Origin of the sequence: Spirosoma aureum (assembly GCF_011604685.1) — a bacterium.
GTDB classification, from domain to species: Bacteria; Bacteroidota; Bacteroidia; order Cytophagales; family Spirosomataceae; genus Spirosoma; species Spirosoma aureum.
Map to the genome: position 1 here is coordinate 612,267 of NZ_CP050063.1, position 25,234 is coordinate 637,500.

Annotated in this window: 24 protein-coding genes (1 of these 24 running past the window's edge); 15 read left to right on the top strand and 9 right to left on the bottom strand. The window is 47.2% G+C overall.

Going from position 1 to position 25,234, the window contains the following annotated elements; all coding sequences use genetic code 11:
- Positions 1–146 precede the first annotated feature (146 nt).
- Together G8759_RS02465 and G8759_RS02470 are read right to left on the bottom strand one after the other, a co-directional pair.
- Entirely contained in the window at positions 147–1,316 is a 1,170-nt protein-coding gene (locus tag G8759_RS02465) for an acyl-CoA dehydrogenase (RefSeq protein WP_167204894.1), read from the bottom strand.
- Positions 1,317–1,589: 273 nt separating this feature from the next.
- The gene (locus G8759_RS02470) at positions 1,590–2,060 is read right to left on the bottom strand and encodes a MaoC family dehydratase (RefSeq protein ID WP_167204896.1); all 471 of its coding nucleotides are present in this window, start codon (positions 2,058–2,060) and stop codon (positions 1,590–1,592) included.
- Between the two features lie 73 nt (positions 2,061–2,133).
- Here G8759_RS02470 and G8759_RS02475 point away from each other — a divergent pair, with 73 nt between their 5' ends.
- Positions 2,134–2,937 carry an alpha/beta hydrolase gene (locus G8759_RS02475; protein WP_167204898.1) on the top strand — a complete coding sequence of 268 codons (804 nt, stop codon included), beginning with the start codon at positions 2,134–2,136 and terminating at the stop codon, positions 2,935–2,937.
- Between the two features lie 5 nt (positions 2,938–2,942).
- Here G8759_RS02475 and G8759_RS02480 read toward each other — a convergent pair whose 3' ends face one another.
- The gene (locus G8759_RS02480) at positions 2,943–3,614 is read right to left on the bottom strand and encodes a TVP38/TMEM64 family protein (protein ID WP_167204900.1); all 672 of its coding nucleotides are present in this window, start codon (positions 3,612–3,614) and stop codon (positions 2,943–2,945) included.
- Between the two features lie 120 nt (positions 3,615–3,734).
- Here G8759_RS02480 and G8759_RS02485 point away from each other — a divergent pair, with 120 nt between their 5' ends.
- Entirely contained in the window at positions 3,735–4,874 is a 1,140-nt protein-coding gene (locus tag G8759_RS02485; protein ID WP_167204902.1) for a cystathionine gamma-synthase, read from the top strand.
- 103 nt (positions 4,875–4,977) lie between these two features.
- Here G8759_RS02485 and G8759_RS02490 read toward each other — a convergent pair whose 3' ends face one another.
- Positions 4,978–7,374, bottom strand: a complete 2,397-nt coding sequence (locus tag G8759_RS02490) for a TonB-dependent receptor (protein WP_167204904.1) — start codon at positions 7,372–7,374, stop codon at positions 4,978–4,980.
- A gap of 250 nt (positions 7,375–7,624) precedes the next feature.
- On the opposite strand from G8759_RS02490, the gene G8759_RS02495 reads away from it, so the two are divergent.
- The 8 genes from G8759_RS02495 (at position 7,625) to serS (ending at position 12,717) form a co-directional block, all read left to right on the top strand.
- Positions 7,625–7,852: a DUF4926 domain-containing protein gene (locus tag G8759_RS02495; RefSeq protein ID WP_162389477.1), complete on the top strand. Its 228-nt coding sequence runs from the start codon at positions 7,625–7,627 to the stop codon at positions 7,850–7,852.
- Between the two features lie 82 nt (positions 7,853–7,934).
- Positions 7,935–8,630, top strand: coding sequence for a tetratricopeptide repeat protein (locus G8759_RS02500; protein WP_162389478.1), 696 nt, complete (start codon positions 7,935–7,937; stop codon positions 8,628–8,630).
- Between the two features lie 156 nt (positions 8,631–8,786).
- Positions 8,787–9,287: a 6,7-dimethyl-8-ribityllumazine synthase gene (gene ribH, locus G8759_RS02505; protein ID WP_167204906.1), complete on the top strand. Its 501-nt coding sequence runs from the start codon at positions 8,787–8,789 to the stop codon at positions 9,285–9,287.
- 79 nt (positions 9,288–9,366) lie between these two features.
- Positions 9,367–10,692: an aspartate kinase gene (locus tag G8759_RS02510; protein ID WP_167204908.1), complete on the top strand. Its 1,326-nt coding sequence runs from the start codon at positions 9,367–9,369 to the stop codon at positions 10,690–10,692.
- 55 nt (positions 10,693–10,747) lie between these two features.
- Positions 10,748–11,056, top strand: a complete 309-nt coding sequence (locus G8759_RS02515) for a nucleotidyltransferase domain-containing protein (protein WP_167204910.1) — start codon at positions 10,748–10,750, stop codon at positions 11,054–11,056.
- Positions 11,053–11,259, top strand: coding sequence for a HEPN domain-containing protein (locus G8759_RS36330; RefSeq protein WP_167204912.1), 207 nt, complete (start codon positions 11,053–11,055; stop codon positions 11,257–11,259). The genes G8759_RS02515 and G8759_RS36330 overlap by 4 nt, the downstream gene beginning before the upstream one ends.
- Positions 11,174–11,428, top strand: coding sequence for a HEPN domain-containing protein (locus G8759_RS02525; protein ID WP_167204915.1), 255 nt, complete (start codon positions 11,174–11,176; stop codon positions 11,426–11,428). Before G8759_RS36330 ends, G8759_RS02525 begins: the two co-directional genes overlap by 86 nt.
- A gap of 2 nt (positions 11,429–11,430) precedes the next feature.
- Complete coding sequence (gene serS / locus G8759_RS02530) at positions 11,431–12,717, top strand: serine--tRNA ligase (protein WP_167204917.1); 1,287 nt, start codon at positions 11,431–11,433, stop codon at positions 12,715–12,717.
- On the opposite strand, the gene G8759_RS02535 is transcribed toward serS, so the two are convergent.
- Positions 12,714–12,989, bottom strand: a complete 276-nt coding sequence (locus G8759_RS02535; protein WP_167204919.1) for a hypothetical protein — start codon at positions 12,987–12,989, stop codon at positions 12,714–12,716. The two genes, serS and G8759_RS02535, sit on opposite strands and share 4 nt — an antisense overlap.
- A 78-nt stretch (positions 12,990–13,067) precedes the next feature.
- Entirely contained in the window at positions 13,068–14,345 is a 1,278-nt protein-coding gene (locus G8759_RS02540; protein WP_167204921.1) for a DUF349 domain-containing protein, read from the bottom strand.
- A 74-nt stretch (positions 14,346–14,419) separates the two neighbouring features.
- On the opposite strand from G8759_RS02540, the gene ettA reads away from it, so the two are divergent.
- Both ettA and G8759_RS02550 read left to right on the top strand, forming a co-directional pair.
- Positions 14,420–16,087: an energy-dependent translational throttle protein EttA gene (ettA, locus tag G8759_RS02545; protein WP_167204923.1), complete on the top strand. Its 1,668-nt coding sequence runs from the start codon at positions 14,420–14,422 to the stop codon at positions 16,085–16,087.
- 65 nt (positions 16,088–16,152) lie between these two features.
- Positions 16,153–16,986 carry an aminotransferase class IV gene (locus G8759_RS02550; RefSeq protein WP_167204925.1) on the top strand — a complete coding sequence of 278 codons (834 nt, stop codon included), beginning with the start codon at positions 16,153–16,155 and terminating at the stop codon, positions 16,984–16,986.
- A gap of 37 nt (positions 16,987–17,023) precedes the next feature.
- On the opposite strand, the gene G8759_RS02555 is transcribed toward G8759_RS02550, so the two are convergent.
- The gene (locus tag G8759_RS02555; RefSeq protein ID WP_167204927.1) at positions 17,024–17,530 is read right to left on the bottom strand and encodes a KdsC family phosphatase; all 507 of its coding nucleotides are present in this window, start codon (positions 17,528–17,530) and stop codon (positions 17,024–17,026) included.
- 47 nt (positions 17,531–17,577) lie between these two features.
- Between G8759_RS02555 and G8759_RS02560 the strand changes: the two genes are divergently transcribed.
- The 3 genes from G8759_RS02560 (at position 17,578) to G8759_RS02570 (ending at position 20,974) form a co-directional block, all read left to right on the top strand.
- Positions 17,578–18,984, top strand: coding sequence for a methyltransferase RsmF C-terminal domain-like protein (locus tag G8759_RS02560; protein ID WP_167204929.1), 1,407 nt, complete (start codon positions 17,578–17,580; stop codon positions 18,982–18,984).
- Positions 18,981–20,033 carry an alpha/beta hydrolase gene (locus G8759_RS02565; RefSeq protein WP_167204931.1) on the top strand — a complete coding sequence of 351 codons (1,053 nt, stop codon included), beginning with the start codon at positions 18,981–18,983 and terminating at the stop codon, positions 20,031–20,033. The genes G8759_RS02560 and G8759_RS02565 overlap by 4 nt, the downstream gene beginning before the upstream one ends.
- A gap of 125 nt (positions 20,034–20,158) precedes the next feature.
- Entirely contained in the window at positions 20,159–20,974 is an 816-nt protein-coding gene (locus G8759_RS02570; protein ID WP_167204933.1) for an enoyl-ACP reductase FabI, read from the top strand.
- 87 nt (positions 20,975–21,061) lie between these two features.
- Here G8759_RS02570 and G8759_RS02575 read toward each other — a convergent pair whose 3' ends face one another.
- Entirely contained in the window at positions 21,062–22,084 is a 1,023-nt protein-coding gene (locus G8759_RS02575) for an alkaline phosphatase D family protein (RefSeq protein ID WP_167204935.1), read from the bottom strand.
- A gap of 203 nt (positions 22,085–22,287) precedes the next feature.
- Positions 22,288–25,234 carry the 3' portion of an AAA family ATPase gene (locus G8759_RS02580; RefSeq protein ID WP_167204937.1) on the bottom strand. It continues 143 nt past the right edge of the window, so only the last 2,947 of its 3,090 coding nucleotides appear in the window; its start codon lies beyond the right edge, outside the window — the gene reads right to left on this strand; the stop codon is at positions 22,288–22,290.

The following is a 25,234-nucleotide window of genomic DNA, read 5'->3' on the forward strand; positions in this document are numbered from 1 at the left end:
TACTTGCGCTCAAAGTTGCACAAAACTAATAATTTGTACAAAACTAATACAAGTATAAAAGTTTCCAAAAAATAAAAAAAATAGTGCGAATTCGTATTGAACACGCACTAGGTCTTTGGAAAAATTCTATTTTACTAAGAAAATACTTAGCGAACGAGTTCTCGGGCTATAACTAATTTTTGGATTTCGGATGTACCTTCATAAATCTGAGTAATTTTTGCATCCCGCATTAAACGCTCTACGTGAAATTCCTTCACATAGCCATACCCACCATGGATTTGAACCGCTTCGGTAGTGGCCCACATAGCTACATCTGACGCAAATAGCTTGGCCATAGCCGCTGCCTGAACATAATCTTTATGCTCATCCTTTTGCCGTGCAGCCTTGTAAACCAGTAAACGAGCTGCTTCAATTTTGGTCGCCATTTCCGCTAATTTGAACTGAATCGCTTGATGGTCAAATATTTGCTTGCCAAACGCCTTCCGTTCCTGTGCGTATTTCAGGGATAGTTCGTAAGCCCCGGCTGCAATACCCAACGCCTGGGCGGCAATACCGATCCGACCGCCATTTAGGGTCGACATGGCAAACTTGAAACCAAAGCCATCCTCGCCAATGCGGTTTTCTTTAGGGACCTTAACGTCGGTGAACAGTAATGAATGGGTATCGGAAGCCCGAATTCCCATCTTATCTTCTTTCTTGCCGACCACAAAACCGGGTGTTCCTTTCTCAACGATCAGGCAATTAATGCCCCGGTGTTTTTTCTCACGGTCAGTTTGGGCAATGACCAGACAGATGCCAGATGAGTTGCCGTTCGTGATCCAGTTCTTTGTGCCGTTTAATAAATAATAATCGCCTTTGTCTTCGGCTAGTGTGCTTTGCGACGTCGCATCGGAGCCTGCTTCGGGTTCCGAGAGGCAAAAAGCACCAATAGTTTCTCCGGTGGCGAGTCTGGTTAAGTATTTCTGCTTTTGCTCTTCAGTACCATACGCTTCGAGCCCATAACAGACAAGTGAGTTATTGACTGACATGACTACTGAAGCTGATGCATCAATTTTAGAGATTTCTTCCATGGCCAGCACGTAAGAAACCGTATCCATGCCACCACCGCCGTATTCAGGAGAAACCATCATACCCAGAAAGCCTAATTCGCCCATCCGTTTTACTTGTTCGGTTGGAAAACGAGCCTCATTATCACGCTCAACAATGCCGGGCAGCAGTTCATTGTGCGCAAAATCGCGCGCAGCTTCCTGTACGGCCCGGTGTTCTTCTGACAAATTAAAATTCAATCCCTGTAACTCCAGAGCTGCCGTTGCCATCTGAATTTCTTGGTTTTAGTGAATCGTAGTCGCTTGTTGTGAATACCTGGGCTTTTCGCTTCGAGGTGTGCCACCGCAGCCGCGGACGGTGGTTACTAATATTAGGCAAACAAACCATGGTCCGCCGTTGCGACCGTCCGCGGCTGCGACCGTCCGCGGCTGCGACCGTCCGCGGCTGCGACCGTCCGCGGCTGCGGTGGCACACCTCGAAGCGAAAAGCCTACTACTGTAAAGGTAAATAAAAGTCGAATGAATAGTATGCGTGCATACTGTTCATTCGAAGAGCAATACAATCAGTTCTGCTATACAGGCCGGTTTCTGTTCGCCATCTACTTCAAATACACATTCGATCACTGCTCGAACGCCCTTTGTACTTTCGTTCGTATTTTGTGGTTCTACATGATGTAACCACGCTTTCATTCGCAATTTGCTACCAACTGGTACGGCATTCGTAAAGCGAATTTTATTCGCTCCATAATTAATTCCCATTTTTACCGATTCGATGGAATAGAGCTCCGCTAACAATTGGGGAGCTAAGGAGAGGGTTAGAAAACCATGGGCAATGGGTGTTTTATAGGGTGATTCGCGGGCTGCCCGTTCTGGGTCTATATGAATCCATTGGTGATCGCCAGTGGCTTCGGCAAAAAGATTAACCGCTTCCTGCGTAATGGTCCTGTACGGCGTTTCTCCCAGCGGTTGACCAGTATGTGCTGAGAATTCGGCCAGATTTGCGAAGATTTGCATCGATCGTAATTGGTAAAGATGAAGTCTATAATGCGATTAACGCTTTCCATCATTCTTTTGCAACTTTGCCGGTATGAATAGAGTTGGCGAGATCAAACTTTTTACGCTTGAAAATAACCAATTAGCTTATCGACAAGTTGGTTACGGCCCCGCTACGCTAATCGCCTTTCATGGTTTTGGACAAACGGGGCATGTATTTGCAGGACTTGAGAAGCTTCTTGGCCAACAATACACGATTATTGCCATTGATTTATTCTTTCACGGACACAGCCGTTATGGCCATACGCAACTGTTAACCAAAGCCGCGTGGCAAAGTTTGATCGGAGCTTTTCTTCACTCGCAGCAAATTGATCGATTTTCGATCATAGGTTTTAGTCTGGGTGGACGATTTGCCCTGACAATGATCGAAGCGTTTGCAACCCGTGTCGACCAGCTAATCCTGATTGCACCGGATGGCATCACCTATAATCAGTGGTATTGGCTGGCTACGGGCTCGTCTGTTGGGCGTTGGCTCTTCCGATATATGCTGACTCATTTATCGTTGCTAAACTCGCTTGGGCATAGCCTAACGCGTCTGGGCTTACTAAATCGGACGGTTATGCGGTTCGTTGAAATTTCGCTGGGTACGCCAGAGCAGCGCGATCTGGTTTATCAAAGCTGGACCCAGTTCCGGCTTATCAGGCCGGATCTGAACCAGATCGGCAATTTGCTTAACGAGAAACCAATTCAGGTTCGTTTTTTTACGGGCGCTTTTGATCGTCTCGTGCCGGGCCGATATATCATTCCACTAACAAAACTGCTCCGTCGCTATGAATTGACGGTTTTACAAACTGGCCATAATCACCTGATTGAGTTGGCTGGCCAACGACTTGTGTAGAAAAGCTATTTCAAGGCACGCTGAATGACCTGCCACAACCCGGCAATCGAAACAATAACCAGAAAGACCACGATAATCTGGGTCCAGCTACTTTGATTCGGATTTTCCAGTAATGTTCGTATTTCGCGGGCTTCGTGCCCCGACCAGATGGCCAGTAAGGTTCGAGGCATCATACCCAGGAGGCCACCCAGAACAATATTTTTTAACCGGGCGCCCGAAAGAGCAAACAATAGATTTGTGAGCCCAAAGGGAAGAATAGGGGAGAGCTTGGCGAAAAAAATAACTTCTAACTCTTTGTTGAGAATGCGATCCAGTACCGATTGGGCTTTGGGATTCTGACGCAGGAATTCGAGAAACCGGTCATGATCGAGCCAGCGAACGAGCAGATTGATGAATAAAATGCCGCCCAGATTGATGGTAAAAAGAGGAAGTATAGCCTGCCATCCTAAAAAATAGCCAAAAATCAGGGCCAGCATCGTCGGTGGTGTTAAAGCGGCCGAGGTGATGGCACAGACAAGTGTGATGACACCCCACTGCCAGGTCGTAAAATTTGCAATGGCGGCTTCATGAAGAATGGCATAATAAGTCAGTAAAGACGTAAATACGATTGGCGTTACAGACATAACAATGCCTGCAATAGCCGGTCCTGTAAGGTTTTTAAGAATGGATGATTTCACGTCTTAACAAACTCCCAAAGGGCGGATGTGGTTTCGGCAAAGCGGGATATCCTCTCTACAGATTGCAAGGCGTTTACAGATACCCGCATTGTGTGCGCTTTACTTTTGTTACCTTCGGGCATGAAATTCGGAACGAAAGCCATCCATGCCGGTATAGAGCCGGACCCCACAACGGGTGCCATCATGACGCCCATTTATCAAACGTCGACCTACGTGCAGGAGTCGCCGGGCAAGCATAAAGGCTATGAATACGCCCGAACGCAGAATCCTACAAGAACCGTATTGCAGAATAATCTGGCCGCTCTTGAAAATGGCAAGCATGGTATTTGCTATTCGTCGGGGCTGGGCGCTACTGATGCCATTCTGAAGCTATTTAAACCCGGTGATGAGATCATTGCCAGCAACGATCTCTATGGCGGTACCTACCGGATTATGGTACGCGTTTTTAGTGAGTTTGGGCTTATCTTCAAATTTGTCGATTTGTCAGATCCGGCTAAGCTCGAAGCGTTAATCACACCGGCTACAAAAATGGTCTGGATCGAAACGCCGACCAATCCATTACTACGCCTGGTCGATATTGAAGCAATTGCGGCTATTACAAAACCGCGTACTATCCAGCTCGTTGTCGATAATACATTTGCTTCACCATACCTACAGAATCCTCTGGATTTGGGCGCGGATATTGTCATGCACTCGGTCACGAAATACCTGGGCGGCCATTCTGATACGGTAATGGGGGCTATCGTGCTGAACGATGACGAAACAGCGCAGCGGCTGGCTTTTATTCAGAATGCCTGCGGTGCCGTACCGGGACCACAAGACTGCTTTCTGGTACTTCGTGGTATTAAGACCCTTCACGTTCGGATGCAGCGCCATTGCGAAAACGCGCAGAAAGTGGCCCAATACCTACAGCAACACCCTAAAGTGAGCCAGGTTTATTATCCCGGACTGGAATCTCACCCCGGTCATGAGCTTGCCAAAAAGCAGATGCGTGGCTTTGGGGGTATGTTATCGTTCGAACTGAAAGGCGACCTGATCCCTGAAGCTGTACGGGTTATGGAAAGTTTTGAGGTATTTTCACTGGGTGAGTCACTTGGCGGAGTTGAGTCATTATGTACGCACCCTGCCAGCATGACCCATGCCAGCATTCCTAAAGAAGAACGCGAAAAGAACGGCCTGAAAGACACCCTCATCCGGCTCAGCGTGGGTATTGAGGACGTTGAGGACTTGATACAGGATCTTGAACGGGCAATTGGATAAGTTTGATTGCCTGGTTAACCCGCTAACTTTTTTTGACATAGGGCTAGATTTGATTTTGTTACCAGGCAAAGTCAAATCTAGCCCTATGTCATAAAGAGCCGGTTTAGAAACGTATTCTCACCCCAGCCAGGAAATTCCGGCCTGCCTGCGGATAATAGCCATTATCGGCCGTTACCTTGCCTTCCGAAATGTAAGCGTATGTGTAGCCGTTTGACTCGTACAACTCATTAAGAACGTTATTGAACAACAGTGTGAACGCAATCTCCTGGGCAAATTTCGGCTTGATAGAGTAAATGACCCGAATGTCGTTCGTGAAATAGGCGTTCAATTGCCGGTTTTCATTCGAGGTATTGTCCATATACTGTTTCCCAACGTACTTTGAGAGTAAGCCCAGTTCCAGACCTTTGACGGGCGTAAAGAGCAATTGTGATCCGGCAATAGCATTCGGTGAGAACGAAATATCTGTCTCGCTATACTGACGGCTTTCCTGCTGGCCGTTATCGAAGTTGTCGAGATATTCCGTAAAGTTCTGGATTTTGTTCCGGCTGAAGGTGGCATTAACGTTCCAGCGTAGTTGTTTGGCCAGTCGTATACCGGCTTCGAGTTCAAGACCTGCGCGATAGCTGACCGGAATATTTACCCGGTTATAAGCGCCTACGTCGTTGAGCTGCCCGGATAAAACCAGCTGATTCTGATAATTCATGTAGTAGGCATTAACCGTAAAGGCTATCTGCTCGGTCTGAATCTTGTAGCCTGCTTCATAATCAATTAGACGCTCGGCTTTGGGGCGACTCTCCGGCGTTGATTGCGTATAATCGTTCCGGTTGGGCTCCCGATGCCCCACGCCAACCGATCCATACACAGTGCTGCGGTCGTTGATGGTATAGGTTATGCCTGCTTTGGGATTGAAAAACGTCAGCGTAGCATCCTGTTGAACGTTTTGTAGTTTGCTGTTAAAGCCCAGAAACGAATAATAAACCTGGCGAATCTGTGCATCGACGAATCCGTTTACTTTTGGGCTGAATTGATAAAATGCTTTCGCATATACGTTAAAATCGCGTTTCGTAGCATCATCGTTATAATAACGTTGGCGGATATCGGTATTTCCGGCGACGCGTGCCCAGATAATCTCTCCGTAATGCGCTCCCTGATATTGATTCCAGCCTCCGCCAATGTTAGCCGTTAACTTTCCAAAACTATTGTAGTCAAAGGAAAAAACAGTGCCGTAGAAATTATTATCAAGCCACAAACGACGTATAAGGTCCGTTTGGGTAATCGTCGAATCGCCAATAACGACATTGGGAAGGCCATACTTACTGTAGACATCCTCAGGTTTAAACTCTTCGTAATAGCCTTTCCCTTTTGTGTAGAAAAAGGACAGATTTGCCCGCCAGTTTTTGCTTAGCTCGTGCGAACTGATTAGCTGATAATTGTCCTGCTGGTAATTATCCGTCTGATTGTCGTACGTAAACGAATTGTAGGTTCGATTGGTCTTCAGCAGCGCTTCGGGCACACCGTTCCATGCCTGATAGGTTTGCTCCTGCCCCGAAAACACGTTTAACCGGATGAAGCTCTTTTTGGAATAATAACCACCTGATACATAAAATGATCGTAAATCAGAGAATGCCCGATCAATGTAGCCGTCAGAATAAATTTTAGACAATCGGGCATCCAGCACAAAATGATTGTTTAACAGACCTGTTCCGGCCAGCACGTTCACCTTGCGGGTTCCGAACGAGCCACCCGACAAATTCGCTTCTGCGTAGGGTTTGTCTTCAAGCTTATTGGTCTGAATGTTGACCGATGCGCCAAAAGCCCCTGCCCCATTCGTAGACGTGCCAATGCCCCGCTGGATTTGAATACTGCTCACGGAAGAGGCAAAGTCGGGCATATCCACAAAATAGGTCCCCTGCGATTCTGCGTCATTGTATGGAATCCCATTGAGCGTCACATTGACGCGGGTGGCGTCGGACCCACGAATGCGAATACCCGTATACCCGACCCCTGTGCCCGCGTCGGATGTGGTGACAATAGAGGGCGTGAAGTTGAGCAACTGGGGAATGTCCTGTCCTAAGTTCAGCTTATTTAAATCCCGGCGTGTGACGTCGGTATAGGCAATAGCCGATTTCTGATTGGCCCGTGTGGCGCTGACAACGACTTCATCGACGGCTACGGCGGTTTTCTTTAAATTGATCGAAACGGTTGCGTTTTGCGTCAATTCAAGAGCCTGCATCTGCGTTTCGTAGCCTAGTAATGAGATCCGAAGAGATAAGGAGCCTGGTTTTAGGTTCGTAAGCAGAAAGGCACCATTGGCATCGGTAAAGGTGCCTTTATAGGTTCCCTCAAGGGTGATAGCTGCACCGGGCAATGTGCCTCCATCAACGTCATTGACGGTTCCGGAAATAGTGAATTGAGCCCAGACAGATGAATTACATAGCCACAGAAGTGCAACAAGCGAAGTAAGATAGACGGAATGCCGCCCAGACGTACCTTTTTTCATGAACTGAAAATGGTTACGATAGGCAAGGGGTCAAACCTATCTTTAAGTGTAATTTTTAGTTTATTTTATCACGGCCTTATCCGCGACTACATTTCCCTTCGCGGCATTACCCGCGCAGGTTCAATGGGTATAATCTCAGCCCGTTGTTATGGGGCACCCCTTGGAAGATTAGCGATGCAAAGTTAAGTCAATTTTAACAAAACAAGATTTCGTCTCTGACGTTTCTAGCTTTATACCAGTTTATTGACGTATGAGCGAGTTTGATTTAGTTGTATTACAGGAAGATGCCGCCGACGGGCGCCTAAAAATGGGTGATGTTGGCACGATTTTAACCGTTTACAATGAAGGGCAAGCCTTTGAAGTAGAATTTGTGACATTAACCGGCGAAGCAGTAGCTATTGAGACCTTATTAGCCCACCAAATTCGCCCGGTTCGACCCTCAGAAGTGATGGCCGTTCGCGATATGGCGGTTCAATAAACAACTCTTCTGTAAACTTTTGAGCATTACGCTTTTCCGCAATAACAAATATTCCTAATTTTGCAGTCCAAATTGCAAACAAATGAGCAAAAAGAACAGCGGACTGGATTTTTTGGAAGATCCAGACGCATTAGAAGGGAAATTAGAGGACGTTGGAGATTTCTTCCAGCAGAATCGAAATATTGTGCTGGGTGTACTTGGCGGTATCGTACTGCTCGTCTTCGGTTACGTTGGCTATCGGTATTATGTAAGCAGCCAGGACGAAACAGCACAGGTCGAAATGTTCCCATCGGTATATCAACTGGAAGCCGATTCGCTGAAGAAAGCCCTCAATGGCGATGGTAAAAGCCCAGGTTTACTGGCTGTTGCTGATAATTATAGCGGAACACCGGCCGGCAACCTGGCTGAATTCGAATCTGGCCTTGGTTTACTGAAGCAAGGAAAGTATGACGAAGCTATCGAGCATCTGAAGAGCTTCAGTTCATCCGATTTGCTGGTGCAAGCCCGTGCTTACGCGTTGATCGGCGATGCGTACGTAGAAAAGAAAAGCTACGACGAAGCTGCTGACTACTATCAGAAAGCGGCTGATTATAAGCCCAACAAGTTTTTTACGCCCGGTTACCTGCTGAAACTGGCGATTACGCACGAACAGGCTAAACAGAACGATAAAGCCATTCAGGCTTATAACGATATTATCGAAAAGTACCCACAATCTGCCGAGGCCGTTAGTGCCAAGAAGTATAAATCCGTGCTCGAAGCAACGGTCGGCGAGTCGTAGGCGTACTTGAATAACTCAATACAGCAAAGGACAAAGCCGACCGAGGTTTTGTCCTTTTTTATTGGTTTTGTCATGCCAACGAAGGAAGCATCTTTGGCTGACTCTTAATCCTTTCTTGGCTATCGAAGATGCTTCCTTCGTCGGCATGACAAAAAAATGGCTACTGACTTAAAAAACCTTAGTGTCTTTTCAACGGACGAACTCCCGGACGTGAGTCTCCGGCGATTTGCGATTCTCGTCTCCGAATGGAATACGGAAGTTACTGAAGCGCTGTTTTCCGGCGCTTATCAAACCTTGCTTCAGCATGGAGCCAAGGCCGAAAATATTATTCGGGGCAATGTGCCAGGCAGCTATGAACTCAGTTTAGCGTCACAATGGTTTGCGCAGCGTAATGATATTGATGCGGTAATTGCGCTCGGTTGTGTTATCCAGGGCGAAACAAAGCACAACGATTACATCAACCATGCTGTTGCTCAGGGTTTGACAAACGTTGGCCTTAAAACGGGCAAACCGGTTATTTTCGGTGTATTAACGCCTAATAATCAACAGCAGGCTCTTGACCGGGCGGGAGGCAAACACGGTAATAAAGGCGACGAAGCCGCCATTACAGCCATCAAAATGCTTGGCCTACAGCAACAAGTTTATAGTAAATTTTAAAAAGCAAAAGAGTGAATGAAGGAAAGAATGAGTCAACTTTTTCCTATTCGCTCTTACCCTTATTCACTCTTTCATTATTATGCACGTCTGGAAATTTGGCGGTACATCGGTCGGGAAGCCCGAGCGCATGCAGTCCATCCGTACCTTAATCACCGAAGACAATACCCGTAAAATTGTCGTTCTGTCGGCCCTGTCCGGCTCAACCAACACGTTGTTAGCCATTGGCGAAGCGATTAAGGCGAATGACGATATTGAGGCTAATGCAAAAATTGATTCGCTGAAAGCTCATTACGACGGCTTTATTAGTGAATTATATAACACGCCTGAAGGTAAGGCGGCTGGCCAACAGGTCGTTGATAAAGAGTTTTCGTTTATCCGGTCGTTGACAAGCATTAAACCATTTACGCTTAAGCAGGAAAAAGAGCTGGTTGCTGAAGGTGAACTATTGAGTACGCAGATTTTTCATGCCTATCTGGTTGAAGAAGGTGTTCCGTCAACGCTCCTGCCTGCGCTTGAGTTTATGCGGATCGACGCTGATAATGAACCGGAAATTCAGTATACGCAAGAGAAATTGGCAGAAATGCTGCCCCAGTACGACAATAAGCAAATTGTTGTAACCCAAGGCTTTATCTGTCGAAATCCGCGTGGCGAAGTAGATAACCTGAAACGGGGTGGTTCTGATTACACGGCGTCGTTGATTGGCGGAGCCATCCGGGCCGATGAAATTCAGATCTGGACCGATATTGACGGAATGCATAATAACGATCCGAGGATTGTTAAAAATACGTTTCCGGTTCGTGAGCTGACTTTTGATGAAGCAGCAGAACTGGCTTATTTCGGGGCCAAAATTCTGCATCCGTCCACAATAACACCCGCACGAATGTTTGGCGTGCCTGTGCGGCTAAAAAATACAATGGACCCCAGCGCTCCCGGTACACTCATTGCTGACCGTACGAGCGACCAGGTGTTTAAAGCAATTGCGGCTAAAGATGGCATTACGGCTCTGTACATCCATTCGACCCGTATGCTGAATGCGTATGGCTTCCTGCGCCGGATTTTTGAGATCTTTGAGAAGTATAAAACGCCGGTCGATATGCTGGCAACCTCGGAGGTGTCTGTATCGGTCACGGTCGATAATATCGACCGGATCAAGGAGATTTCAGATGAGTTAAGTACGTTCTGTTCGCTGGAAGAGCCTGATTATGACCAAACCATTATTTGTATTGTCGGTAATTTTAGTGCCGATAACGAAGGGGTGGCAGTTCGGGTATTTAACGCCATGAAGAATATACCAATTCGGATGATTTCATACGGCGGCACTGAAAGCAACCTGTCGCTTCTCGTTCATAGCCGTTATAAAGCTGAAGCGCTGAATGCCTTGAACGAAGGACTGTTTTCTGCGTAAATTTGTCTGCCATATCGCATTTTGACGATGTGGCAGACATTAAACTATTCATAATATGACCAATACCGAATTCTTACAGGAAGTTAAGCGGTATGTTCATGAGATTGATCCGCAAGCCGAAGTATGGCAGTTTGGATCGCGGGCGCGGGGTGATTTTGATCAGGATTCCGATTGGGATTTTCTGATTCTAACCGATAAACAGGTTGATAGGGCCTATAAACGCCTTATTAGAGATCATCTGTTTTATTTAAGTCTAGACAGCGAGCGAATAATTGGTACAATCATTCAAAATAAATTGGCTTGGGAAGTATTGGAGTTGACTAATCTCCACCAAAATATTCGCGAAGACGGCCAATTGGTATGAGGAAAACAAAAGATGAGATTTTGACTTTTCGTTTGAGCAAGTCGGATAAAGATCTCAAGGCTGCAAAAACACTGATGGCTTCCAATGATTGGGACGTTGCCGTAAATCGTCTTTATTATGCCGCTTTCCATGCTGTTTCAGAATGTTATAAAAGCAGAAGCGCATTCTGGCGCGAAAGCAATGCTGGAGTTACACTTCGTTAAAGCAGGTATATTGCCTGTTGAATGGGGACGATTTTACGCACAATTGTTTGATGAGCGTAATGATAGCGACAACGAAGATTTTGCCATTTTCACTGCCGATGATGTACTTCCATTACTACCGAAAACCCAGGAATTCATAGACGAGATCAAACGTCTGATAAATACATAGGAATGCTTCAACTTAATTTCATCCGCGAAAATAAAGAAACGACACTGGCAGGATTGCGCAAGAGACACTTTGCGAACGCTGAAGCCGTAGTTGAGCAGGTATTAACGATCGATCAGCAACGACGGGATACACAACGTGATCTCGACGATGTGTTAGCGCAATCGAATGCCAAAGCAAATCAGATCGGAGCATTGATGAAGGCAGGCGATAAAGCGGCTGCTGATGCTGCTAAAACGGAGACAGCTGCACTGAAAGCCCGTTCGAAAGATCTGGCCGATACATTGCGCCAGCTGGAAACCGACCTGCAAACCGTTCTGGTAACTATCCCCAATTTGCCCCATAGCAGTGTTCCTGAGGGACGTTCTGCTGATGATAACGAAGTGGTTCTGGAGCATGGTGAGAAACCAACCCTCCCAGAATCGGCTCAGCCACACTGGGAACTTATCAAGAAATACGACATTATCGATTTCGAACTGGGCGTTAAGATTTCGGGTGCTGGGTTTCCCGTTTACAAAGGGAAAGGTGCCCGGATTCAGCGGGCCATGATCAACTTCTTTCTGGATGAAGCCTTAAAAGCTGGATTCACGGAAATACAACCGCCCATTGTAGTCAACGAAGATTCCGGCTTTGGGACCGGGCAATTACCTGATAAAGAGGGACAAATGTATTATGTGACTGAGGATAAGCTGTATCTGATTCCGACGGCTGAAGTCCCTATTACGAACATTTACCGCGATGTAATTCTGCCCGAGAGTCAGTTGCCGGTTAAAAATGTTGGCTATACACCTTGTTTTCGGCGGGAAGCGGGTTCATGGGGCGCACACGTACGCGGGCTGAACCGGCTGCACCAGTTCGATAAGGTGGAGATTGTACGAATTGAAAAGCCCGAGAATTCCTATACGGCTCTGGAAGAAATGAGCCTGCATGTACAATCGCTGTTGCAAAAGCTCGAATTGCCCTATCGGGTGTTGCGGCTCTGTGGTGGCGATATGGGCTTCACATCGGCGCTGACCTACGATATGGAAGTCTGGTCGGCGGCACAGCAACGCTGGCTGGAAGTTAGTTCGGTGTCAAATTTTGAGACCTATCAGGCAAACCGACTGAAGCTTCGCTCAAAAATTGACCGTGGTGACGGACCAGGGAAAATGCAGCTTTTGCACACCCTAAACGGATCGGCTCTGGCTTTGCCACGTATTCTGGCGTCTATTCTGGAAAATAATCAAACCCCGGAAGGCATACGAATCCCTAAAGTATTAGTGCCGTACTGTGGTTTTGAGGTGATCGATTAACAATCGCAGGAGTAGTTGTCATACCCCGGATAGTGAGGTGATAAATGCCCTGAAACGCTGACAACCCGATCGAGCGGAATGATATCACCCGTAGCCAGTTCGAGCCATTCGGTTCCGCCCTGAAAGACGAGTTGTTTAATTGTAACGTCGGCTTTAATAAATTCGCTCAGGTCGGTTAAGTACTCGATCCGTACAAATTTGCCCGGAACGATAGCGGCCCGAAATGAGGAGTCGGAGGTAATGAAGTCAGGTTTATTCAGTAAGGTTTCCATACACTTAGAACAATCTATAAAAACGAAACGTGCCACAGTGATAAACTGTGGCACGTTTCGTTTTTTGCTTTTATCAGACTAGTACCCTACTGTTTCCAATTGCTTTTGAAACTCACGCAAAATCGTTTCTTTCATGGCGATCTTACGTTTCTGGGTATTTATCTTATTCAATACCTGTTTGTCGGCATCGTTGTTGGGGTCGAGACCATCGGCATCCTGAAGCGCGAACTGTAAATCGCTTTTCTCCCGTTTGACCAGATATTCCATTTCCCTGATTTTCGTCCGGATCTGCTCGGCCTGACTTTTTAGTTCAAAGGCTGGATATTTACGGGATAAGACCCGACCAAGATAACTAAGCTCAAAAATCTTGTCACAGGCAGCCCGGAATCGTTCATTCAATGTCTTATCCTGTAACTTGAAGGGCACCCGGATTTCTTTCCAGCTATTGAGCAAAACCTTCGCCCGTTCGGCAGCTGCAAAAATGTCCGACTGTTTCGAGAGCCGTTCGGCTTCGTCGGCCATTTTCATCTGCGCTTCAATGCGTGGGTCGATTTTCTTCTCAATAACGATCCCTTTAACCTCATTGTATTTGGCATAAAAGGTCGTTGTGGCTCTCTTAAATTGCTTATAGAGTTTACCACTTTTCTTGATAGGAACCTCGCCAACCATTTTCCAGGCGTTGTTGAGCCGACGTACTTCCTGAAAAGCTGCGTCCAGGTCGCCAAGTCGATTCGCACGGAAAGCCAGTCGAATGAGCTCGTCGTACTTATCTAGCCGTTCCTGAATAACCTTGTTCTGCTCGTTAAAGAATTCACGTCGGCGCTGGAAGAATCCATCCAGTAGTTCCTGGAATCGGGCTTCAATCTCGGGCTCCGTGCTCTTGTCAACCGGGCCGGTCTTGATCCATTTCGTCTTGATTTCCTGCAAGGCGTCGGCCGTTGCCCGCCAGTCTGTACTATTAACAATGGCTTCAGCTTCTACGATCAGCGCATTTTTAATTTCCAGATTCTTGAGTTGATTAACCGTAATCAACTCTGCCAGTAGCTTTTCCTGCTCATCCAGACGATCGAGCAGGGGCGGGAAATCGCCGAGGGCATCAAACCCGAGCAGTTTTTTTCGAAGCTGTACCAGTTTAGTCAGATAAGAACCCTTATTCTGGGCTTCTTCAATGTCTTTTTCTAACTGGCCGACTTTGTTCTCAGCAATGATGAAGCGATTCTTAAAATAGTCGAGCGCTTCCTGCTCGGTGCGTTTAACTTCGCCGATCTGGCGATCTTCGTAATCCAGGTAGCCTTTCAAAAATACCTTTCCGTCTTTGACGTAACCGTATTCATCTACCAGTGAAGCGTTTTCCATTACTATACTTGGTTAAGGCTGCGCTGTGGGTTAATTTTGAGGACAATTGCCAACCACAAATCTATTAGAAATTAATGAGCCAGGAAACCATAATTTTCTCCATGGCGGGCGTGAGTAAAAATATTCCGCCTAACCGACAAATCCTAAAGAACATATACCTTTCCTTTTTTTATGGTGCTAAAATTGGTGTTTTGGGCTTAAATGGCTCCGGTAAATCAACACTTTTACGCATCATTGCCGGTATTGACAAGAACTATACCGGTGAGGTAGTTTTTTCTCCTGGCTATTCGGTTGGCATGCTCGAGCAGGAGCCGCAGTTTGCTTCCGGCAAGACCGTTCGGGAAGTAGTTGAGGAGGGCGTGCAGGAAGTTGTCAACTTACTCAAAGAATTTGACGAGATCAATGAAGCCTTTGGCGATCCTGATGCTGACTTCGATAAGCTGATTGAGCGGCAGGGTGAAGTACAGGAAAAACTGGATCACTACAATGCCTGGGAGCTCGATCAGAAGCTTGAACGCGCTATGGATGCCCTCCGTTGCCCGCCTTCCGATGCTGTGATTGATAACCTGTCAGGTGGTGAAAAACGCCGGGTGGCCTTATGCCGCCTATTGCTTCAGCAACCCGATGTTCTGTTGCTCGATGAGCCGACAAACCACCTGGATGCGGAATCCGTACTCTGGCTGGAAGAACACCTGCGCCAATACACAGGAACCGTCATTGCGGTAACACACGATCGCTATTTTCTGGATAACGTGGCTGGCTGGATTCTTGAACTCGACCGGGGTGAAGGTATTCCCTGGAAAGGAAATTATTCGTCCTGGCTGGATCAGAAGCAGCAGCGACTGGCAAAAGAAGAAAAGACTGAGTCGAAACGGCAGAAAACCCTCCAGCGCGAGTTGGAATGGGTTAAAATGGCTCCGAAAGCTCGCCAGGCTAAATCGAAAGCCCGACTTGGGGCCTATGAGCGATTGCTGGATGAAGACAATCGCCAGAAAGAAGAACGGCTTGAAATTTTCATTCCGTCGGGCCCGCGCCTGGGGGCAAAAGTTATTGAAGCTGACGATGTTGCCAAGGCGTACGGCGATCGACTTCTGTTCGAACATTTAGGGTTTCGACTGCCACAGGGAGGTATTGTTGGTATCATTGGCCCGAATGGAGCCGGTAAAACAACGCTTTTCAAATTGATTACCGGTCGCGAAAAACCTGATGCTGGAACGTTTGACGTAGGCGAAACGGTAAAAGTCGCTTATGTGGATCAGGAACATGATGGGCTTGATCCGAACAAAACCGTATTTGAGACCATTTCGGGTGGTAATGAGTGGATTGTGATCGGCGGCAAACAATCGAATGCGCGTGCCTACGTGAGCCGGTTCAATTTTGCGGGAGCCGATCAGGAAAAGAAAGTCGGAACACTATCGGGTGGTGAGCGCAATCGCGTCCATCTGGCTATGACCCTCAAAGAAGGGGCAAATTTGCTATTGCTTGATGAGCCGACCAACGATCTGGACGTTAATACGTTGCGGGCGCTGGAAGAAGGGTTGGAGAATTTCGCCGGTTGTGCCGTAGTCATCAGTCACGACCGCTGGTTCCTTGACCGGATCGCCACGCACATTCTCGCCTTCGAAGGCGATTCGCAGGTGTACTGGTTTGAAGGTAACTTTTCAGAATACGAAGAAAATCGACGTAAACGCTTAGGTTCAGACGCCACACCGACCCGAATTAAGTACAAGAAGCTGGTCTGATAGTATAATTGATTGTGTTTCCGCAGGCTCACTACGACCTGCGGAAAACGACAACTCCCTTCCTTATGCATTACGGTTATTTTAATGGCACGATTGCCCCCACCGACCAGCTTGCCGTCGGCGTTACCGATCTTGGGCTACTTCGGGGTTATGGCCTGTTCGATTATTTTCTGACTTATAATGGTCGGCCATTTCAGTGGGATTGGTACTGGGAGCGGTTTCAGAACTCCGCTACGCGTATGCATCTGCCGCTACCGATTGGTAAGAGCGAAACCTATGCGATTCTGATGACGCTGCTTGAGCGTAGCATAGCCGCTGGTGCGCCCGCCGATATGGCATTCCGATTTGTCATGACTGGAGGCTATGCGCCCGATAGCATTAGTGTCGAACGGGCTAATCTGCTTATCCTGACCGAAGAAATTCATCCGGTTCCCCAGATCCAGTATGATCAGGGAGTTAAAATCATATTGGACGAGTATGTTCGGGAAATGGCCGAGGTGAAAAGTACTGATTACAAGCGGGTTATTTTGATGGCCCAGGCTATTAAATCAGCGGGGGCATCGGATCTGCTGTATCAGAAAGGAGGGGAAATCAGCGAACTGAGCCGAAGTAATTTCTTTATCGTTAAAGGTGATCGGCTAATTACGCCCAATCGGAATATACTACACGGGATTACCCGCCGAACAATTATCCAGTTAGCGCAAAACGATTTCAAGGTTCAGGAACGACCATTGATGCTTTCAGAGCTTTACGACGCCGAAGAAGCATTTACGACCAGTTCAACCAAAAAAGTTCTGCCTATTACCCAAATTGGTGAATTAACCGTTGGCGAAGGGCACGTTGGTCCCAAGTCAAAATTTCTGCTTGAACGGTTCAACGAACTGGTAAAGAATTGGTAATTTATACTACTGGCCGGTCGCCAATGGCTAGCCAGTATTACCACTTTCCCTGCGCCTTCATCACCTGCTCAATCACGTCGCGAACCGCTCCGCGACCACCGTCCACCGGCGATATATACTTGCAAATAGCCTGAATCTCAGCCACGGCATCGGCCGGACAGGTGCTGAAAACAACTGGTCGGTTCAAAATGGCATAATCAGGTATATCGTCGCCCATATACAGGATTTCAGCTTCATTCAAACCGTCGCGGGCGATATAGCCCAGATAGGCGTTTACTTTCTGGTCGGAGGGACCGCCCATGAAAATCGCTGTAACGTTCATTGCTGTTAACCAACTGCGAACGCCATCTGCATTGGAAGAAGATAAAATGCCAACCCGAAATCCTGCTTTTAACGCCCGCTCAATGGCATACGTATCCCGGATGAAAACCGTCCGGAAGCGTTCGCCGGTAGCCAGTAAATTGACGCTTCCGTCGGTCAGTACACCGTCAACGTCAAAAATGAATGTCCTGATTTGTTTAAATCGATCCTGTATAGCTGCCATATCGCAAGTTTAATGAAAACCGATTGACAGTTCCGTATTTTTGCAGTATGAATCTTCATGAATTGCCCCCGGCTGGGTTACCCCTGGCTGGACTGCCTCCGGCGTTTCAGGCTCGAATGCAAGCGCAATTAGGCGCTGATTTTCCCGCCTTCGAGGCTGCCCTTCAGCAGGAAACGCCTGTTAGCATTCGGGTCAATCCCCGCAAAATGCATTACGTTACAACAGGCCTGGAGCAGGTTCCATGGTGTTCGGAAGGCTTTTATCTTGCGGAGCGGCCAAGCTTTACGCTTGATCCATTGTTTCAGGCTGGGGCTTACTATGTACAGGAAGCGTCCTCCATGCTTTTGCAGGAAGCTTTAAAGCAAACCGTAAACCTGACCCGCCCATTGCGGGTGCTGGATCTATGCGCAGCGCCGGGTGGAAAAAGTACACTGTTAGCGTCAGTCCTGCATCCTGATAGTATGCTGATCTGTAATGAAGTGATCCGCAGTCGGGTGTCGGTGCTCCGCGAAAATATGGACAAATGGGGCTATCCGAATGTGGTTATCAGTAATCACGACCCCGAAGAAATGAGCAATCTGGCGGGCTTTTTCGATCTGATCGTTGTCGATGCGCCCTGTTCTGGTGAAGGATTATTTCGGAAAGATCCCGATGCGATGCAGGAGTGGTCGGAGGCTAACGTACAACTGTGTTCGGCTCGTCAGAAACGAATTTTGACCGCGGCAGCCAATTTGCTGGACGAAGGCGGAACACTGATTTACAGTACCTGTACCTATAATGACGACGAAAATACGGAGAATATCCACTATCTGACCGAAAACGGTTTTCGGAGCCGCCCGCTCATCCTGCCACCCAGCTGGAATGTGGTTGAGAAGGAGTCTGGCGATGCCGTTGGTTACCAGTGTTATCCACATCGGGTTCGGGGCGAAGGTTTTTTTATCAGTGTTTTTCGCAAAACAGCATTCACCGCTGCGGTAAAGCTGGATGCCCGCACATTTCGTAGTATTCGGGCTTTACGGCCAAGAGAAACGGCATCGGCAATGAAGTGGCTGCAAAATCCGGCTGACTTTTCATTGTGGGAAAAGCCAAATGGCGATGTGATGGCTTTGCCGAAATCGTTGGAAAAGCAGTTTCTATTTTTAGATAGTGCAATACGAAACAAAGGTTTTGGGCTGGAAATGGGGCAATTTAAAGGCACTGATTTCATTCCATCTCATGCGCTGGCATTAAGCACGGCCATTAACCAGCACTTATCAGGTGTATCGTTAAGTAAGGAAGATGCCTTACACTACTTTAAGAAAGAAAATCTGATATTTGCTGAACCTGTTAAAGGCTGGCAACTAGCTAAATACGAAGGAATAAACCTGGGGTGGGTCAAAGGCGTTGGCAATCGGGTAAACAATTACCTGCCGAAAGACTGGCGCATTCGTATGGATATTAAAGAATACGTATGAAACGGATTTTCACCATCACGGGCCTTCTGCTGGCCACGATTGTTGTCGGTTATGTGCTTGGCCCATCGGCGCACTACGATGCTGTAAAAGTAGAGCCAATCACCCTTGATCCGGATTTAATTAAACTGGAAAAAAGCATTTCGGAATCAGAAAGCAAAGCCAATCTTCGCCCTGATAATGAGGCTCGTATTGTTTGGGCAGATAGCCTGCACAAAGTCAAAACACCCTATTGTATCGTTTATATTCCGGGCTTTACGGCAAGCTGGGCCGAGGGCGACCCGGTTCATAAACAACTGGCAAAGCGTTTCGGCTGTAATCTATACCTGGCTCGCACTTATGGACATGGCGTTGATTCACCGGATGCTCTAAAAGATCTGACACCCGGTAATTATGCCGGATCGGCCGAGCGAGCGTTAGCCATTGGGAAAGAATTAGGGGAAAAGGTAATCGTTATGGGTACATCGGCGGGAGGAATGCTGGCACTTTATCTGGCAGCCCGCCATCCTGAAATTCAGGGATTGATCCTCTATTCGCCTTGCATTGCTGTAGCAAATCCGGCCTTAAAACTTGTTACAAAACCCTGGGGGCAGCAAATTCTTACGCAGGTATTTGGGGGCGATCACGTCATTAACGCATACAATAAACCAGGTCGTATTCGTTACTGGCTCCCTCAATACCATACGAATGGTCTCCTTACTTTACAAACCATGCTGGATGAGTACATGACGCCCGAGGAGTTTCATAAAGTGAAACAACCGGTGTTTATGGGCTATTATTATAAGGATGAAGACAATCAGGATAAAGTTGTATCGGTAGCAGCTATGCTCGATATGTTTAATGAGTTGGGGACACCCGCCGATAAAAAACAAAAGGTCGATTTTCCGAATGCCGGTGAGCACGTGATTGCATCCTATTATACGGCTGGCGATTTGAATGGTGTGTATCAGTCCACCGAAAAATTCATGAAGAATGTGTTAAATCTCCCTATGGCACAAGGACCAGCGCAAACTGTCGCATTTCGGCAGAACGGTGGTTCGACCAAAAAATAACCTAACTTTGGCGTCTTATTGTCATTTTGATCAGACAAGGAATGACATAAGTACAGTTTTCTGCCAAAAATCTCGTGATAACGAATCCTCGAAAACTGTAAACTGCAAACTGTAAACTTACCATAATGGCTTACGGATTACTGAACGGAAAACGCGGCATCATTTCCGGTGCCTTAGACGAAAACTCGATTGCCTGGAAAGTCGCTTTGAAAGCGAAAGAAGAAGGGGCTACATTCACGCTTACCAATGCACCGATTGCCATGCGCATGGGGGCCATCAAAGAATTGGCTGAACAGTGTAATGCTGAAATTATTCCCGCAGATGCCACCTCGACCGAAGATATCGAAAACCTGTTTACCAAATCAACCGAAGTGCTCGGCGGTAAACTGGACTTCGTTCTGCATAGCATCGGCATGAGCCCGAACGTACGAAAAGGCAAAGCTTATACAGACCTCAATTACGAATGGTTTAAGCAGAGTATTGATATCTCGGCCCTGTCGTTTCATAAGATGATGCAAACTGCCTATAAACAGGATGCCATCAATGAATGGGGTTCGATTGTCGCCCTGACCTACATGGCGGCTCAACGGACCTTTCCGTTTTATGGCGATATGGCCGATGCTAAAGCCGTTCTGGAATCAATTGCCCGGAGCTTTGGCTACAAATATGGCAAGTATCGTAAGGTTCGGGTAAACACCGTTTCGCAATCACCTACACCAACGAAAGCGGGTAGCGGAATCGGTGGCTTTGATAAATTCTTCGACTTCGCCGACAAAACGGCACCCCTCGGCAACGCTACCGCCGACCAGTGTGCCGACTATGTTGTAACGCTCTTCTCCGACCTGACCCGTATGGTTACGATGCAGAATCTATACCATGATGGTGGCTTCTCCATGACCGGTATCTCGGAAGAAGTGATGGAGTTGATCACTAAAGAGTAGAAGACCATAAACTTCCAGAAAAGCGTAAGGCTCCCGAAATCGTTTCGGGAGCCTTACGCTTTTCTAGAAAACAGCCTTATAAAACAATCAGAATTTGACTTGCTGCGTCAGATAGGTTGCTCGTTCATCGCCGTTTATTCGGACAGTTGCCGTTACTGGCTTAGCATTCCAGTCTACGGTAATCAGGCCGTAATTTAATTGGGCCACAATTGCGCCGACGCGGTGCCGGTTTACTTCTTCATGCGGTGCCGAAACGTGAGTCAGTCCACTGCTGGTGATGTCATACAAATCATAGCTTAAGCCTGGCACACTTACTTTCGATACTTCGGCCTGGTGCCGGTCACCACTAATCAATAGGGCTCCTTTAGGCTTCGTTTTGCTCAACAAATCCAGAAGCCGTTTACGAGAGGTAGGGAAATTGGCCCATTTCTCATAAATATGATCTTCGGGAAGAACCTGAACTCCGCTCCCGATAATGTGTATATCGGCATCGGAGTTGGTCAATTGTTTTTCCAGCCACTGCCATTGAGCCTCACCGAGCATATCGCCGGAAGGGTCTGGTACATTGGCTTTCCCGTCTTTCTTCAATGGATCACGAAAATAGCGTGCGTCCAGCAGAATTACTTTTACCCGCTTTCCTTTGGGCCCATAAACGTGGGTAGAATAGGCACCTTCCTGCTTCCGGAGGGGGCTGGTCGTTGGAACATCCAGAAAATCAAGCATCAGCTGCTGGCTTTCTTTTCGACGGGGGTATTCTTTTCCACCGTCATTGACGCCGTAATCATGGTCGTCCCATACACCAATCACTGAAGTCGATTGCCGCAACTGCTGGTAAACCGGATTCGATTTTTGCCGGGCATATTTGGTACTGAGCGTATCCATACTTTCCGAATCGCCATAAATGTTATCGCCAAGCCATATCCAGACATCGGGTTTTTGCGCTACAATATCGTCCCATAAAGGTTGGGGCCGTTTCTGGTCGCTGCACGATCCAAATGCAATGGTAGTAACCGTTTTTTGTTCCTGAGATGACGCCGTATCAGTCTTTGACGAACGGCATCCGGTCAGTACTACGCAGCCAATAAAGCCGAGCGTAACCAGTTTTTTCATGAGAGGATTTTTGATTTTTGATTCCGTAAAAGTAAAGCAGCCGCTCTGATTCTGGATTCAATTCAAGATTTGTTAATAAAAGGTAGGACTTTCGCTCAAAACCGTGCCACGGTTATCAGGAGTAGCAACAGTAACCGTGGCACGGTTCTGAGCGAAAGTCCCAAAAAGGAAGCCTGAAGGGCAAACCTTATGCATAGTTGACTTTATACGTCCCAACTCCGTACAATACGACTCCCGTTTTCTGTGGATTCGGCACGAATGAAATTGTCAACTTCCTGCTGAAGCTCTTCAACGTGTGAAATAATGCCGACAACCCGGTTTTCGGAACGAAGAGCCTTCAAGGTTTTGAAAACTGTCTGGAGCGAATCCTTATCTAGTGTCCCGAAGCCCTCATCCAGAAAAAACAGATTTTGTTTGGCTTTGGTCAGATGCTGAATATTGTCAGACAGGGCAAGCGCAAGCGACAATGAGGCCTGAAAGGTTTGACCACCCGAGAGCGTTTTCACACTTCTGACTTCACCTCCGTTGAGGTAGTCGCGTACCTGAAAGCCGTTTTTATCGTCCAGCTCCAGTTTCAGCTGATTATTGGTCAGTTTAAAAAAACGCTCATTGGCCGACTCGCACAGGTTTTTGAGGTAAACCGACGAAACATAGTTGACAAAGCCCTGAGCCCGGAACAGCTCGTCCATTTTCTTTAAATCCTGCCGCCGGAGGTCCAGTTCGTCATGGCGCTTCTGATGATCCTGTTTCTGCTGCCATTGGGCTTCGAGCGTGGCCAGTATGGTGGTTGCGCGACCGTGTTCTTTGTTCAATTCATCTTTTTCGGCCTGCAACACTGTAAGTTGTTGTTGAACGGCCACCAGCGCAGCAGGATCGAAAGGATGTTCGGCTAATTCTTTTTCCAGGGTCTCCACCTGTTTCTGTAAGCCTGTTCGCTTCTCGTTATAGTCGTTGATTCGCCGTTTTTCCCGGCTAACATCTATTCCAGATTGTAGTATCTGGTTTACCTGTTCCCGATTCAATCCCTGGGCGTCCAGATTTTGGTCAATAGTCGTTTCTAGCGTTTTGCTTTCCTGACTAACTTCGGCTAGCTGTATATTGACTTGTTGAATCTGCTCCTCCAGTGTCGCCAATTCTTTTTCGGCGCTGCTTTTTTGTTTATCGGCATCGTCGAAATTGATTTTTGTCTGCTTGTAAGTGTTGTAAAGCGACTCGCGCAGGTCGGCAATCTGATCTAAACCCCATTGTTTTACTTCGTCGAGCCGAAAGTGTTCCAGTGATTCGGCGGCTGTTTTCAACTGACCATTCAGACCCGAAAGGTCGTTATCTGCTTCGGCGACTTTGCGGGCCAGTTCATTGTAGATAAGTTCGGTTTCTTCGGTGAGTTTGTTCAGTTCTCGAACAGCCTGTTGCGCATCCTGTAGCTGTTTTTGGCCGTCACTTTCCTTTCGGATGGCTTCCATAACCAGGCCTTCCTGTTCTTTCGAGAATTCCGGCCACGCAAAAGCATCTTCATGCGCTGTCAACAGTCCGACGATTTCCGCACGTTCCTGCGAAAGCCGCTTCCCATTATCCAACTCACTCCGTAGCTTCGTTGCCAGTTCCTTTATCGTCAGTTGAAGCGTTGTTGTGTCGTCAATTCGTTGCACAACTTTGCGCAAAGCCGCATCACTGCGTTGAACATCGGCATCTTCGGCGTTACCTATATGCCGACTGGGGTGGTGTTCTGAGCCACACAAAGGGCATGGCTTGCCGTCGGTTAGCGCATCAGCATACTTACGAAGCTCATCCTGAACCAATAGTTGCCGATGTTTTGTCTCCCGGTCTTCCCGAATTAATTTCAGTTGCGCGAGGGCGTCCTCAATTTGGTCAGGTAATGTTTTAAGCGTCAACTGAGCCCATTCGACAGGGAATCCAGCTAAAGCATCGTTTTTACGCTGCTTTAGTTTTTCTACGGCCAGATCATAGTTGTTAAGGGCAGCCTGTAGATCGTCAGCCTGTTTTTTTAGGGGTTTATAAGCCGCGAACCAGTTATTTACTTTATAAAGCCTTTCAAGATTCGACGTTTGCCCTAGCCCATTATCCAGTACAAGCTGATGGTTAGCCCGGTCAGCTTTATAGCGTTCAAGCTGGCTGGTTTGCTGCTCAAGCTGGCTGGCCAGTGTACTCCGGTTATGTATTTGCTGACTAATTGATTGTTGCAACGTCCTGATTTGCTGCACCGTATCTAACTCGTCAATCTTCTGTTGCAGTTCATCACGAGTTTCATATGCTTTTTTAGCAGCATCATACAAACTCACTAAACTCGCCCGACGCTTGCTTGCAACACTAAGTTGTTGTCGAGCGTTTTGTTCCGCTTCTGTTAACTTAAGGTGTTTACTGGCTAATTTGTCGAAAATAGCAAAGTCAGACTGAAATATTAACAAACAGGATTCATACAAGGTAATATCGGCCTCGAGACGCTGATATTGTTCCTGTTGAATAAGGAGTTGAGTAAGTTCTTGTTGGTTGGATGCCAGAAGTTTGCTTCGATTCTGGCTCTCGATCAGTCGCTTTTCATCGGGTAGTAACTTGTTAATTTCAGATTCCTTTTTGGTCAATGATTCCAGAAGGTTGGTAATACTGGTCTTGGCCTGCTCAATCGCTTCGGGTGTAACATCGCCCAGAGGAGCCAGCAAACCGCGTAATTCCGAAAGCTGGTCATCATTCTCTTTGTTCAGTTTCCCAACTCGACCAGCCATATCGTACTGATCCAGTTTGAATAACTGGTTCATCATCTTCGTACGCTCCGTTGGGCTGAGTTCCAGAAACTCCCGAAACTGGTTTTGTGGAATGATGATCGTTCGCTTAAAGTTGTCGTAGTCTAAGCCAAGAATCTGCTTCGACAATAGGGCGACATCCTCCTTTTCATTCCCAACCGGTTGCCAGTCGTTTTCCTGCCAGATAAACATCCGACGTTCGCCCGGCATAATCTCATGATGCTTTTTAGGGTGTCGTCGGGCTTCATAAATGAATTTATAGAGTTGCTGCTCGGGCCCGGCCTGAAATTCGAAGTCGATAAGCAAATGCTTCGACTTCAGATTCATCATATTATACTGGCGATTATCGCGACTATTAAGTCGCTCGGTTTCACCATACAAAGCAAAACTA

Excerpts from the sequence above, each read along its gene's own strand:
- G8759_RS02540 (WP_167204921.1), bottom strand. The coding sequence starts at position 14,345 with ATGGAAAACGCTTCACTGGTAGATGAATACGGTTACGTCAAAGACGGA.
- G8759_RS02555 (WP_167204927.1), bottom strand. The coding sequence starts at position 17,530 with ATGGCAGCTATACAGGATCGATTTAAACAAATCAGGACATTCATTTTT.
- G8759_RS02500 (WP_162389478.1), top strand. The coding sequence starts at position 7,935 with ATGAGCAAAAAGAACAGCGGACTGGATTTTTTGGAAGATCCAGACGCA.
- G8759_RS02575 (WP_167204935.1), bottom strand. The coding sequence starts at position 22,084 with ATGAAAAAACTGGTTACGCTCGGCTTTATTGGCTGCGTAGTACTGACC.
- ribH (WP_167204906.1), top strand. The coding sequence starts at position 8,787 with ATGGCTACTGACTTAAAAAACCTTAGTGTCTTTTCAACGGACGAACTC.
- G8759_RS02470 (WP_167204896.1), bottom strand. The coding sequence starts at position 2,060 with ATGCAAATCTTCGCAAATCTGGCCGAATTCTCAGCACATACTGGTCAA.
- G8759_RS02475 (WP_167204898.1), top strand. The coding sequence starts at position 2,134 with ATGAATAGAGTTGGCGAGATCAAACTTTTTACGCTTGAAAATAACCAA.
- G8759_RS02560 (WP_167204929.1), top strand. The coding sequence starts at position 17,578 with ATGAATCTTCATGAATTGCCCCCGGCTGGGTTACCCCTGGCTGGACTG.
- serS (WP_167204917.1), top strand. The coding sequence starts at position 11,431 with ATGCTTCAACTTAATTTCATCCGCGAAAATAAAGAAACGACACTGGCA.
- G8759_RS02565 (WP_167204931.1), top strand. The coding sequence starts at position 18,981 with ATGAAACGGATTTTCACCATCACGGGCCTTCTGCTGGCCACGATTGTT.
- G8759_RS02535 (WP_167204919.1), bottom strand. The coding sequence starts at position 12,989 with ATGGAAACCTTACTGAATAAACCTGACTTCATTACCTCCGACTCCTCA.
- G8759_RS02485 (WP_167204902.1), top strand. The coding sequence starts at position 3,735 with ATGAAATTCGGAACGAAAGCCATCCATGCCGGTATAGAGCCGGACCCC.
- G8759_RS02495 (WP_162389477.1), top strand. The coding sequence starts at position 7,625 with ATGAGCGAGTTTGATTTAGTTGTATTACAGGAAGATGCCGCCGACGGG.
- ettA (WP_167204923.1), top strand. The coding sequence starts at position 14,420 with ATGAGCCAGGAAACCATAATTTTCTCCATGGCGGGCGTGAGTAAAAAT.
- G8759_RS02465 (WP_167204894.1), bottom strand. The coding sequence starts at position 1,316 with ATGGCAACGGCAGCTCTGGAGTTACAGGGATTGAATTTTAATTTGTCA.
- G8759_RS02515 (WP_167204910.1), top strand. The coding sequence starts at position 10,748 with ATGACCAATACCGAATTCTTACAGGAAGTTAAGCGGTATGTTCATGAG.
- G8759_RS02570 (WP_167204933.1), top strand. The coding sequence starts at position 20,159 with ATGGCTTACGGATTACTGAACGGAAAACGCGGCATCATTTCCGGTGCC.
- G8759_RS02510 (WP_167204908.1), top strand. The coding sequence starts at position 9,367 with ATGCACGTCTGGAAATTTGGCGGTACATCGGTCGGGAAGCCCGAGCGC.
- G8759_RS02525 (WP_167204915.1), top strand. The coding sequence starts at position 11,174 with ATGCCGCTTTCCATGCTGTTTCAGAATGTTATAAAAGCAGAAGCGCAT.
- G8759_RS02490 (WP_167204904.1), bottom strand. The coding sequence starts at position 7,374 with ATGAAAAAAGGTACGTCTGGGCGGCATTCCGTCTATCTTACTTCGCTT.
- G8759_RS36330 (WP_167204912.1), top strand. The coding sequence starts at position 11,053 with ATGAGGAAAACAAAAGATGAGATTTTGACTTTTCGTTTGAGCAAGTCG.
- G8759_RS02550 (WP_167204925.1), top strand. The coding sequence starts at position 16,153 with ATGCATTACGGTTATTTTAATGGCACGATTGCCCCCACCGACCAGCTT.